The sequence below is a fragment of the Methylobacterium sp. Leaf469 genome, assembly GCF_001424745.1.
In the GTDB taxonomy this organism is placed as follows: Bacteria; Pseudomonadota; Alphaproteobacteria; order Rhizobiales; family Beijerinckiaceae; genus Methylobacterium.
In genome coordinates this window covers 1-11,253 of sequence record NZ_LMRE01000026.1, presented here as the reverse complement: position 1 = coordinate 11,253, position 11,253 = coordinate 1, and the positions used below count along the sequence as shown (strand labels likewise).

Sequence of the window (11,253 nt, the reverse complement as noted above, 5' to 3'; positions counted from 1 at the left end):
GGTCAGATCCACGAGTTCGTAGCGCGCGAACGTGCCCTCGCTCGTCGACACGTCGGCCCCGTCCACGATGGCGCCCGTCGTCGGGCCCGCACCGGGTAGGATCGAGGAACAACCGGACACGAGGCATGCCGTCAGGGCCGCGAGAGCCGCTGTGCGAACCATTCAATTTCTCCAGGCCGGGTTTCGCGCGAAGCGCGGTCCGGCAGTGCCGCCCATTCCGCGACGGCGAGACCGGGAGCGCCTCGTCTCGACGTCGAACCCGGCAGCACGTTCGCGGGCAACCCGTCATCCCTATGGGGCAAACGCTGCCATAAGATTAACGGATCGTTGTTGCGCGAGGCTGGATTTCCAGCCGACCGGGACGTCTCCGCCCAGAATGCGTCACGAGGGTGGCACGGTCACGCTTGGGCTTACGGCACCGTTGGCGACGGTCGCCCTCGATCCGGGGAGACCTCCGCCCGCAGCAACCGCCCGAGGGCGTCGGCGGTGAGATCGACCCTGGCCGGGACGGGCTGCACGCCGCCGAAATGCAGCACCGCGTAGTCCGTCGCCGTGCCGCCGAAGCCGGGGCGGCAGTTCGGCAGGGCCGGGGCGTGGTCGCCGAACACGCAGAGGGTCGCCGAGATCCCTTCGCGCGCAACGCGGTCGTCCAGCCCGGCGATGAGCCTGTCCACCGCCTCCCCCGTATGGGCCAGGTGGTGGAGATACTGGGCGTGCGGATCATCGAGGCCGGGCAGACGCCCGGGCTTCCACGGCCCGTGGTTCTCCATGGTGACGCAGAACAGGAACAGCGGACCGGTCCGGGCCCGGATCTCCGCCAGAACCCGCTCGGCCAGGGCGATATCGCCGACATACGGTCCGACGCGGGGGGCGTCGGCGAAGTCCTCCTCCATGACGAGGCGGTCGAACCCGAGGCGGGTCACGACGGCGGCGCGGTTGAAGAAGTCGCGGTGGAAGGGGTGGACGAACAGGGTCGCGTAACCGGACCGCCGGGCGAGGCCGGCCAAGCTCGTCGGCTCGGCGCCGCCCCCCGTGAGGTAGGGATCGAACCGGCCGAAACCGAGATCCTCGGCGTCGCGACCGGTGAGCACCGCGTGCTCGGTCCGCATGGTGTAGGCACCGTGGGCCGGCACCCGCAGGCGGCCGTACCGGGTCGCGCGGGCGCGCAACGCCGCCATCACGGGCAGGGCGGGGCCGCCGAGGCGAACCGGATTGACGAAGGATTCGAGCTGGACCACCACGACGACGCGGTCCGGTGCCCCCGAGGGGACGATGGCCCGTGGCGCCTGTTCGACCGGCGCGCGCAGGCTCAGCCAACGTGCCGCATAGGCCAGGATCGTCGCCGGCAGGCCGTAGCGGGCGATGTCCGCTTCCAGGGCGGGCGCGGGGAAGCGCGCGGCGAGCCAGCGGCTAAGGACGCCCTGCCCGGCCATCCGCGCCAGGGTCCAGAGGGTCAGAGGCAAGGCGATCACCGCCAGTACGGCGACGCTCGGCTCGTGCGGCAGCGCGGCCGGTTCGACCCAGTACCAGAGGACGACTCCGAGGACACTCGCCAGGATCGGCCCGGCCATCCGCGGATCGGTGAGGGGCCGGGTGTAGTAGAGTTCGGGGTGGCGCGGCACCTGACGCAGGAGGGCGAAATCGCTGAACACCAGGGGCTCGCCGATGACGCCGCGCTTGAGCCGGCTCACCACCGTCAGGATCGCCACGGTGAGCACGCAGGAGAACCCCGCGAGCCAGGGGCGCCACGAGAACGCGAACCAGAACGCGGCCACGAGGGCGTAGGCCGAGAGTCGCACGGCGAGGTCGCCGGGACGCCGGCCGATGGGGCGCACGCCGCGCCCGTCGAACGCCTCGATGGCGAGGCTGAGGGCGAGGGCGGTGACGAGGGCCGTGAGGATCAAGCCGGGTCCGCCTTGTCTGGAGTTTTCGCCACGGGGGATGCGTCCTGCGCGCCCAGTCCGACCCCCCGCCGGGCACGCAGGACCCGGACGATGGGGTTGAGGACGGCGTAGCGCGCCCGCATGGCCAGGAGGGTGCGGCGGCTGAGGGCGAGCGCGGAGGGCGCCGTGGCGTCGCGCTCGGCGCTCAGGCGGTCGAGGAGCTGCTCGGCCGAGCACGGCTTCATCGCCACGGGATCGAGGTAGAGCGGGTAGAGCAGGAGCGTCCCGGCCACGAGTTCGTCGAGGGCGAGGCGCCGTCCGCGGTTGGCGTTGGGCGCCAGATCCTCGGTCAGGCCCCAACCCGAATAGAACGGGCGCCCGTGGACCGCCACGGTGAGGCCACGGATCAGGGCCTCGAACCCGGCCAGCGACGTCATGGTCTCGACGTGGTGCGCCCGGTCGAGGAGGTCGACGATGGACAGCCCGCCGACGATGCGGTCGGCAAGCGCCAGGGTCTCGGCCTCAGGAATCCTGCCCGGCCGGAAGCCGGCCTCGACGTCGGGATGCGGCTTGTAGAGCAGGAAGGCGTCGGGGTTGCGGGCGCGGGCCGCCGCCAGCAGGGCGCGGTTCGAGCGCACCACCGGCGAGCCGTGCCGCACGGAGGCGTCGTCCTCGACCTGCCCCGGCACGAGGACGATGCGGCGGTCCGTCGGCCACGATCCGGATTCGTCCGACAGGCCGACATTGTACTTCGTCAGGCGCCGCGCGACGACGAGGCGGCGCAGGGCTTCGGCCCGCGCCACGAGATCGGGCGGGAAGGCGGCGGTCTTCAGGATGCGCGCGAGGCGGCTGTCCTGCCGCGGATCGTAGTAGATGCCGGAATCGTCGACCACGATGGAGGCGCCGGGCTGCAGGCTGGCACCGAGCCCGACGGAGCGCAGGAACCCGTCCTCGACCCGCCACAGGGGCAACCCCGCCTCGGCGCAGAGGGCTTCCAGGCGCTCGGGCATCCGCGTCGCCCAGGCGAGGACCCGGGCGCCGGGGGGCGCACGGTGCACCGCGTCCTCGGCCGCCATGGCGTGGATGGGCGGGCCGAACGGGCCGGTTGTGAAGGCGTCGAGGCCGGGCCGCTTCCACCGCGAGATGCCGACGAGCACCGTCGGCCGGTCGTTGTCGCGGAACCGCGCCCGCAGCCACGCGACCTTGTCGAGGCACTCCGCGCGGGCGATGGGCGCGCGGGTCCAGGGATCGAACCAATGGATGCCGGCGCCGTAGGCGTCGTCGAGCTCGGTCGGCGGATCGGCTTCGACCACATCGGCGCCCGCGAGGCGCGCCGTGCCGGCGCTCGCCGCATCGCCGGTGAAGACCCGCGCGGCGGCGGTGCAGGCGGCCCAGGGGTCGACGGGGGCCCGCACGACCCGCAGGCGCGGCGCGGGTGCGAGATCGGCGCAGCCCTCGGGGCCGGCGGCGAGGAAGTCCACCTGCGGGTGACGGGCCAGCACGCCGGCGACGAAGGCCCGGGTCCGGGCCGGGGTCGCCGCGCCGTCGAGGAGGATCAGCGCCGCGCCTTCGATCTCGGCCACCGCGCCGGCCCCTGCCGAAAACCGGTTTCGGCCGTGCAGGCGCAGATGCGCCAATCGGTCGGCCAGGGCCGGATCCGCCCGGACACCGCCCATCGGCGCCCCGTCGAGGGTGAGGCGCAGGCTCGCCATCCCCGTGGCGGGCGTGTCGTATGGGCTGAGAATCGGTCCCGGCGCGACCGTGAGCACCGGCCGCCCGAGACGGCTCAAGGCGGCGACCGTGACGCCGTCCGCACCCCACACGACCGCGACGGCGCCGGGCTGGAACGGGTGGGCGAACGCGCTGCCCGTCGCCGCCGCGACCTGCGTGCGCAGGGCCCGGATGGTCCGGCCGGCGGAGAACAGGGAAGGCGGCGGGTTCGGGCGCATGAACGGTTCGACCAACACGGGAGGGCCGCCGCGTCCGGCCCGATGCTGCAGGCTCTAGAGCATCGGCCCGAACAGTGGGAACCGGTTTTCGGACCGGTCGACCCTGAAACACCGCGAACGCGCAAGCGGCCGTCCCGATGCGACCCGTTCGCGGGGCCCGATGCGACCCGTTCGCGGGGCCCGATGCGACCCGTTCGCGGGGCCCGATGCGACCCGTTCGCGGGGAATGCCCGTCTGCCAAGAGCTGCGTGGCCGCCGGGTCACACGGATTAAAATTCGTTTTGTGCAACCATGCCTTAAGATTGCTGCCTTTCAACGGCTATGCGACGTCTTCCATCGTGACATTCGCCCGGGTATCCGGGCTTCAGGACCCCGCGCCTCGGAATGCTGCAACCCCGCGCCCCCGCGCATCGCGACGGACCCGCCACGTTCCTGTTCTTGCAGGGCGTCGCCTCCCCGTTCTTCTCCGATCTCGGGCGCAGCCTCGAGGAGCGCGGTCACCGGGTCCGGCGAATCAACTTCTCCTCCGGCGACTGGCTGTTCTGGCGTCTGCCGGCGGACAATTATCGCGGGTCGTTCGAGAACTGGGGCGGGTACGTCGCCGAGTACATCGCCCGGCACGGGGTCACGGACATCATCCTGTTCGGCGATTGCCGGCCCTACCACGTTGCCGCCCGTGCGGCGGCCGAGCCGTTGGGCGTGCGCCTCCACGTGTTCGAGGAAGGCTACCTTCGGCCGAACTGGATCACCTGCGAACTCGGCGGCGTGAACGGTCACTCGTCCCTGCCCAAGACCGCCGAGGCCATCCGGGCCGTGGCGCGGCGCCTGCCGCAGCCGGGGCGTGCCATGCCGTCGAGCGGGGACATGGCGCGGCGCAGCCTGTGGGATGTGGCCTACAACATCGCCAATTTCGGCTTCCCGTACTTTTTCCCGCATTTCCGCAGCCACCGACCCAACCACATCGCCGTCGAATATGCCGGCTGGATAAAGAAGTTCGCCCGCCGCGCCCATACGCGGCGCGAGGCGGCCCGGCTCAACGAGGCCTACACGGCGGTGGGGGTCGATTACTTCCTGCTGCCGCTTCAACTCGACAGCGACTACCAGATCCGCGTCCACTCCCCCTTCCTCGGGGTCGAGGCGTTCATGGACCGGGTGATCGCCTCCTTCGCCGCTGATTCGAAGGGCGCGACCCGGCTCCTGATCAAGCTCCACCCCCTCGACAGCGGTTTGATCAACTGGCGCAAGTACGCCCGTCACTCGGCCAAGCGCCACGGGGTCAACGACCGCCTCGACATCATCGACGGCGGCGATCTGCCGAGCCTCATCGCCGGCAGTCGCGGCGTGGTGCTCGTCAACAGCACCGTCGGCATGCTGTCCCTCGAACTCGGCTGTCCGACCCTCGCCACCGGCGAGGCGATTTACAACCTGCCGGGCCTCACCCATGCGGGCGGCCTCGCGACGTTCTGGACGGCGCCGGTGGCGCCGGACCCCGACCTGATGCGCGATTTCCGCCGGGTCGTCCTGCACCGCACCCAGGTCAACGGCGGCTTCTTCTCCCGCGAGGCCATCGCCCGGGCCGTGGCCGGGACGATCCCGCGCCTGGAGGCGACCCTCCCGGCCGCGGCACTCGCCGCCGCCCAGGCCGGCCGCGCCGAGACCGGGGATGCGCAGGATCTCGCGCCGGTCTACTGAAGCGCCGGCCCGCTCCCCTTTCCAGAACCCACAGAGCCGATGCCCGTCATCCTCATCACCGGCGCGTCGAGCGGCATCGGCGCGGCGCTCGCCCGTCATTACGCGACGCCCGCCACCACCCTCGTGCTGCACGGCCGCGATGCCGCACGCCTGGACGCCGTGGCGGAGGCCTGCCGCGTCCGGGGCGCGCTCGTGGAGACCGAGCGCCTGGACGTGCGCGATCGGGCTGGCATCGCCGCCTGGCTCGCGGCCACCCACGCCGCCCATCCCCTCGACCTCGTGATCGTCAACGCGGCGATCAACGGTGGCGACCCCGGCGGCGACGTCGAGACGTCAGCCATGGCGTTCGAGACCGTGGCGGTGAACCTCGACGGAGCCCTCAACGTCGCCCTCCCCTGCGTCGACCTCATGCGCGCCCGCGGCACCGGTCAGATCGCCCTGGTCTCGTCGCTCGCCGCCTTCGCGCCCCTGCCCGACGCGCCGGCCTATAGCGGCACCAAGGCCGCTCTCCTCGCCCACGGGCTGGCGTTGCGCGAAAAGCTCAAGCCCCACGGCGTGAAGGTGAACGTGGTGACGCCGGGCTACGTCCGGACCGCCATGGGCGGCGAGTATCAGGGCTGGCGACCCATGGAGATCGACGCGGCGGACGCCGCCGCCCGCATCGCCAGGGGGCTGGCCCGCGACCGGGACATCGTCGCCTTCCCGTGGATCATCGCGGCCCTCGCCCGCGGCTCGGCCCTGCTGCCCGAATCCCTGCGGCGCCTCGGCATGAGCGGGTTCAAGTTCAAGATTCGGACCGGCCGATGAGCCGCCCTCGCCTCGCCCTCTTCGTCCTTGAGGCCCTGCCGAACGCGCGCGCCGTCCGCCGCTTCGTCACGGACCATGCGGCCGACATCGCCTTCGTCGGCCTGTCCAACGCCGAGCGTCCGAGTTCGGGGGGGCTCATCGGTCAGGTGCGGCGGCATCTCGGCCGCTCGGGACCGGCGATCCTGCCCTATCTCGGCGTGAATTTCGGCTTGCCCGACTTGCTCTCTCCCCTGTCCGGGCTGACCCGGCGGCTGGCGGGAACGACGGACACTCCCACCGCGACGCCCCTGAAGGCCCTGTGCCACCGCCTCGGTATCCCGACCCTGACCGTGGACGACGTCAACGGGCCGGAGGTCACGGCCCTGTTCGCGCGTCACACGCCCGGGATCATCGTCACCTTCCACTTCGACCAGATCCTGTCCGGCGCGACCCTGGCGCTGGCGCCGCTCGGCGGCTTCAACGTCCATCCCGGTCTGTTGCCGCGCCATCGCGGTCCCGTGCCGACGATCCACGCCCTGGCCGAACCGGAGCCGGCCTTCGGCGTCACGGTGCATCGCCTCGCCGTCACCATCGATGCCGGGGCGATTCTTTCACGGGAAGCGGTGACATTGCCGGCCGACACCACGGCGACGCGGGCGTCCGTGATCCTGCACGAGCACGGACGGGTGCTGCTGGACCGCGTCCTGGCGCAACTCGCCGACGGTAGGCTGCGAGAGGGCGAGACGCCCGCCATCCTGCCCTATTGCCCGTTCCCGGACCGGGCCCTGCTGACGGATCTGCGCCGGCGCGGGCGAAAACTCACGGACGTGCGGGATCTGGGTGAGGCCCTGGCGCTGAGCGCGCGGGCCTGAGGCGGACGTGAGCGTCGATCCTCTCCCCGCTCGCGGGGCGATCGCACATGGTCACCGGTGTCATTCCGAAGCGCCGCAGGCGAACCCGGACCCGAAGGGCCGCGCCGAAGGCGTGCAATCGAGAGCCGCCGACAGCGCAAGGCTTTGTTAAACCGGTGTTTCTGGGTCCCGGGTTCCGCTGCGCGGCTCCGGGATGACAAAGCGTTGCGAACTTCAGAAGGCTCGAAACGCGATATGCGGTCCCCTCTCCCAGCAAGCCGGGAGAGGGGATGCGCGCCGAGCGCTGGTTCGCGGCCTACCGCGAGAACTTCTTGTACTTGAGCTTCTTCGGCATCAGCGAATCGGTGCCGAGGCGGCGCTTCTTGTCTTCCTCGTAATCCGAGAAGTTGCCTTCGAACCACTCGACGTGGCTGTCGCCCTCGAAGGCGAGGATGTGGGTGGCGATGCGGTTGAGGAACCAGCGATCGTGGCTGATGATCACCGCGCAGCCGGCGTAATCCTCCAGCGCCTCTTCCAGCGCCCGCAGGGTCTCCATGTCGAGGTCGTTGGTGGGCTCGTCGAGCAGCAGCACGTTGGCGCCGCCCTTCAGGGTGCGGGCCAGATGCACGCGGTTGCGCTCACCGCCCGACAGGGTACCGACCTTCTTCTGCTGGTCTGACCCCTTGAACGCAAAGGCGGCGCAATAGGCGCGGGAATTGATCTCGCGCTTGTTAAAATAGATGATGTCGTTGCCGCCGGACACTTCCTGCCAGACCGTAGCGCCGGGATCGAGGGCGTCGCGCGACTGGTCGACGTAGCCGAGATGCACGGTCTCGCCCACCGAGATGGTGCCGCCATCGGGTGTCTCGGAGCCGGTGATCATCTTGAACAGGGTCGTCTTGCCGGCACCGTTGGGGCCGATGACGCCGACGATGCCGCCGGGCGGCAGCTTGAACGACAGGTCCTCGATGAGCAGGCGGTCGCCGAACGCCTTGTTGAGATGGTCGAACTCGATGACGTTGTTGCCGAGCCGCTCGTCGATGGGGATGACGATCTGCGCCGAGGCGTCGATCTTGTCGTTCTGCTTCGCCACGAGTTCGTCGTAGCGGGTGATGCGGGCTTTGGACTTCGACTGCCGGGCCTTCGGCGAGGCCGAGATCCACTCCTGCTCGCGGTTGATGGCGCGCTGGCGGGCCATGTCCTCTCGGCCTTCCTGGGCCAGACGCTTCTGCTTCTGGATGAGCCAGGCCGAGTAATTGCCCTCGTAGGGGTAGCCCCGGGTGCGGTCGAGCTCGAGGATCCAGCCGGTGACGTTGTCGAGGAAGTAGCGATCGTGGGTCACGATCAGGATCGCGCCGGGATACTGCTTGAGGTGGCCCTCCAGCCAGTTCACCGTCTCGGCGTCGAGGTGGTTGGTGGGCTCGTCCAGCAGCAGCAACTCGGGCTCCCACAGCAGGAGCTTGCACAGGGCGACGCGGCGGCGCTCGCCGCCGGACAGAGTGGCGACGGGCATCTCGTCGGTGGGGCAGCCGAGCGCCAGCATGGCCTGATCGACCTTGGAGTCGAGCTCCCAGAGGTTGCCCGCCTCGATCTTGTCCTGGAGGGCGGTCATCTCGTCCGCCGTCTCCTCGGAATAGTTCATGGCGAGTTCGTTGTAGCGGTCGAGGAGCGCCTGCTTCTCGGCGACCCCCTCCATGACGTTCTCGCGGACCGACTTGTTCGGGTCGAGCTGGGGCTCCTGCGGCAGGTAGCCGACGCGGGCGCCCTGCGCGACGAAGCCCTCGCCGGTCCATTCCGTGTCGATGCCGGCCATGATCTTGAGGAGCGTCGACTTGCCCGAGCCGTTGATGCCGAGCACGCCGATCTTGGCGTCCGGATAGAACGACAGATTGACGTTATCGAGAATCTTCTTGCCGCCGGTGTAGGTCTTGGTCAGACCCTTCATGTGGTAGATGAATTCGCGCGCCATGCCGGTATCCTTGACCTGTGGGATCGGGGCCCTTCCGGGCACGGCCGATGCCGAATGATGGGGTGCGCGGCCCCGCGGCGGCCCTTTGGGGAGCCGGCCGGGCCTCGCACGATGCGCCGTCGGACGGTCCGGCCCTCGCCGTCGTCGAACCGCTCCGGGCCAATCGCTTCGCCTGATGAGTGTTGCGCCGGAGTATCAGGGCGGCGCGGGACCGGCAAGAAGATCGGACGCGCGGCGTCAGGCGAAGGGGTTCTTCACCACCTCCGGGGCTGTCGTGGCTTCGGCGATTGCCTCGGGCAGGCTCTGCCCTTCGAGGGCCTCGACGATGGCGGTGACCGTCGCCCGTAGGGCGCGCGCCCGTTCCAGACCAGCGCGATCCCGGGTCAGGTCGAGGGAGCCGTGCACGACGATGCGGTCGCGACCGTTTTCCAGGCAGAGGCCGCCGATGGTCCGCACGGCGGCCGCGTCGGCGAAGGGCCGGAACATCGGCGGCGTCGTGTCTGACATGCGCGTCTCCTCTCTCAGAAAATCGCCCGCATCAGGTCGCGCCACAGGCGCCGGGCGAGGCGGTGGATCTGCTGCCGAGCCCAGGCCTCGAACGAATCCGGTTCGCGAGTCCGCCCGCGCGGCGGCCCGCCGGCTTCGTCGCCCCGCGAATAGGTGCGCGGCTCGGGGAGGTCCATGGCGCGACGCTTCACCGAATCGGGCAGTCCCGGAAACACGTCGAGGCCGGAGACGCCGCGCAGCTCGGCGAGCGACACGGCGCGCCACTCGGCGTCGTCGCGATTGGGCACGAAGTAGGCGCCCGCCTCCCCCCGGACCGGATCGTACAGCGCCTTGAACAGCTGCGTCGGCACCAGGACCCGGCCGTTGATCGCCTGCACGCTGTCCCCGGCATAGACCGGGCCGGTGACGACGAAGAGCGTGCCCCGGGCGGTGGCGAGGCGGCGCACGCTCTCCTCGATGGCCGCCCACAGGCCGCGGTTCACGGCCCGGTCCTGCGGTACGATGTTGGCGAGGGTGAAGGATTGTGCCTGCGCGGCCCCCGTCGGCATATCGCCGGCCGGCGCCATGTGGCCCCGGTCGAACCCGCTGCGGACGTAGTCCTCGAGATGCGCCCGCTCCGCTTCCGGCAGGGCGTCCTCGTCGTGGAAGTCATCGACGCGGTCGACGGCGCGCGCCGCCGCGACGCTCGACCGGGTCAGGCGCTCGGCGGCATAGATCGGTGTCCGGGACACCCCCGAATGCAGGAGGGCGAACGCCGCGTAGCACAGGGGCGTCGCCTGCCGCGCGAGCTTCGGGTTGACGAGGTCGGGCCGCATTCCCTCCGCGAACTGCTCGGAGCAGGTCTGCGCCTGGGCGGGCCCGCCCAGGAGGACGAGGAGGGCGAGGGCGCGAATCAGAAGCACACCCGGACCTTGCGGGGACCGGACGGCGTCTCGCGCCAGCGATAGGCGCAGGGGCGCCCGAGGGAGCCCTCGAAGGGATGTACGTCGCGGTCGGACGGGCCGGGGCCGGCCTGGCGGCGACAGGGATGCCGGCCCGGACACGCAGACGTGAACGGGGTCCGGTCGACGGTGCCGCGGGGAGTCGTTTCCGCGGCCCGGGCGCCCCCGGCCGGCAGTCCGCAGACGAGGGCGAGGCCGGTGGCGAGGCAGCCCGATCGGAGACGGCGAATCATCGGGCGAGAACGCATGGTCTGCCTTCCTGCTGTCCCCTGCCTGCGGGCCCATGCCTGCGGGCCACCGGGAGCGACCGCACCGTTGATCGGCGGCTGCCAGAGGTTTAACTGCCGCCCTTACGCCGGACGCTCGCGCCTGTCATGGGGGGCGGGACGACCGGCCCTGAGCCCATGCGTGGCAAAGCCGTGCAATGACGTTATAAGTGCAGATTCAAGGGTCCCGGCTCAGTCCAGGGATCAACCGTTGGGATGGGGGAGCCGGCGCCGTGGGTGGCGAAGGGTCAGGCCCGTTCGGGCGGTCACCAGCGAACAACGGGTCAATGCCAGTGTCTTCAGCCAATCCCTCGATTCTAGACGGTCTCGACGAGACGTCCGCGCTGCGTCGGCTTCCCGAGAGCGATCTGCCTGCGGTGGCCGAGGCGGTGCGGGCCGAGATGATCGA

Annotated in this window: 9 protein-coding genes and 1 pseudogene; 3 read left to right on the top strand and 7 right to left on the bottom strand. The window is 70.7% G+C overall.

The features are described 5' to 3' along the window. From ASG60_RS23860 to ASG60_RS22100, 3 genes and pseudogenes are all read right to left on the bottom strand, one after another. Positions 1-162: pseudogene (locus tag ASG60_RS23860) on the bottom strand (sugar transporter); the annotation flags it as partial. Positions 163-410: 248 nt separating this feature from the next. Further along, on the bottom strand, positions 411-1,859 hold the full coding sequence (locus ASG60_RS13860) for an LTA synthase family protein (RefSeq protein WP_244476669.1): 1,449 nt from the start codon (positions 1,857-1,859) through the stop codon (positions 411-413). 41 nt (positions 1,860-1,900) lie between these two features. Beyond that, a complete protein-coding gene (locus ASG60_RS22100) occupies positions 1,901-3,832 on the bottom strand; it encodes a capsular biosynthesis protein (protein WP_082531759.1) in 1,932 nt (643 codons plus the stop codon). Positions 3,833-4,216: 384 nt separating this feature from the next. Between ASG60_RS22100 and ASG60_RS13850 the strand changes: the two genes are divergently transcribed. Genes ASG60_RS13850 through ASG60_RS13840 form a run of 3 tightly spaced genes read left to right on the top strand, consistent with a single transcriptional unit; the run spans position 4,217 to position 7,182 of the window. Next, positions 4,217-5,524 carry a capsular biosynthesis protein gene (locus ASG60_RS13850; protein ID WP_056172234.1) on the top strand — a complete coding sequence of 436 codons (1,308 nt, stop codon included), beginning with the start codon at positions 4,217-4,219 and terminating at the stop codon, positions 5,522-5,524. A 39-nt stretch (positions 5,525-5,563) separates the two neighbouring features. Further along, positions 5,564-6,331, top strand: a complete 768-nt coding sequence (locus ASG60_RS13845; RefSeq protein WP_056386176.1) for an SDR family NAD(P)-dependent oxidoreductase — start codon at positions 5,564-5,566, stop codon at positions 6,329-6,331. Next, positions 6,328-7,182, top strand: a complete 855-nt coding sequence (locus ASG60_RS13840) for a formyltransferase family protein (protein WP_056386173.1) — start codon at positions 6,328-6,330, stop codon at positions 7,180-7,182. The genes ASG60_RS13845 and ASG60_RS13840 overlap by 4 nt, the downstream gene beginning before the upstream one ends. 295 nt (positions 7,183-7,477) lie before the next feature. Here the strand turns inward: ASG60_RS13840 and ettA are convergent, their stop codons facing one another. The 4 genes from ettA to ASG60_RS23500 form a co-directional block, all read right to left on the bottom strand. After that, the gene (ettA, locus tag ASG60_RS13835) at positions 7,478-9,130 is read right to left on the bottom strand and encodes an energy-dependent translational throttle protein EttA (RefSeq protein WP_056172228.1); all 1,653 of its coding nucleotides are present in this window, start codon (positions 9,128-9,130) and stop codon (positions 7,478-7,480) included. A 237-nt stretch (positions 9,131-9,367) separates the two neighbouring features. Beyond that, entirely contained in the window at positions 9,368-9,637 is a 270-nt protein-coding gene (locus ASG60_RS13830) for a hypothetical protein (protein WP_056386171.1), read from the bottom strand. A gap of 14 nt (positions 9,638-9,651) precedes the next feature. Further along, a complete protein-coding gene (locus ASG60_RS13825; protein WP_244476668.1) occupies positions 9,652-10,503 on the bottom strand; it encodes a DNA/RNA non-specific endonuclease in 852 nt (283 codons plus the stop codon). A 26-nt stretch (positions 10,504-10,529) separates the two neighbouring features. Then, positions 10,530-10,811, bottom strand: coding sequence for a hypothetical protein (locus ASG60_RS23500; protein WP_244476667.1), 282 nt, complete (start codon positions 10,809-10,811; stop codon positions 10,530-10,532). Positions 10,812-11,253 lie beyond the last annotated feature (442 nt).

Coding starts and splice junctions, on each gene's coding strand:
- ASG60_RS22100 (WP_082531759.1), bottom strand. CDS start 3,832: ATGCGCCCGAACCCGCCGCCTTCCCTGTTCTCCGCCGGCCGGACCATC.
- ASG60_RS13850 (WP_056172234.1), top strand. CDS start 4,217: ATGCTGCAACCCCGCGCCCCCGCGCATCGCGACGGACCCGCCACGTTC.
- ASG60_RS13845 (WP_056386176.1), top strand. CDS start 5,564: ATGCCCGTCATCCTCATCACCGGCGCGTCGAGCGGCATCGGCGCGGCG.
- ASG60_RS13840 (WP_056386173.1), top strand. CDS start 6,328: ATGAGCCGCCCTCGCCTCGCCCTCTTCGTCCTTGAGGCCCTGCCGAAC.
- ettA (WP_056172228.1), bottom strand. CDS start 9,130: ATGGCGCGCGAATTCATCTACCACATGAAGGGTCTGACCAAGACCTAC.
- ASG60_RS13830 (WP_056386171.1), bottom strand. CDS start 9,637: ATGTCAGACACGACGCCGCCGATGTTCCGGCCCTTCGCCGACGCGGCC.
- ASG60_RS23500 (WP_244476667.1), bottom strand. CDS start 10,811: ATGATTCGCCGTCTCCGATCGGGCTGCCTCGCCACCGGCCTCGCCCTC.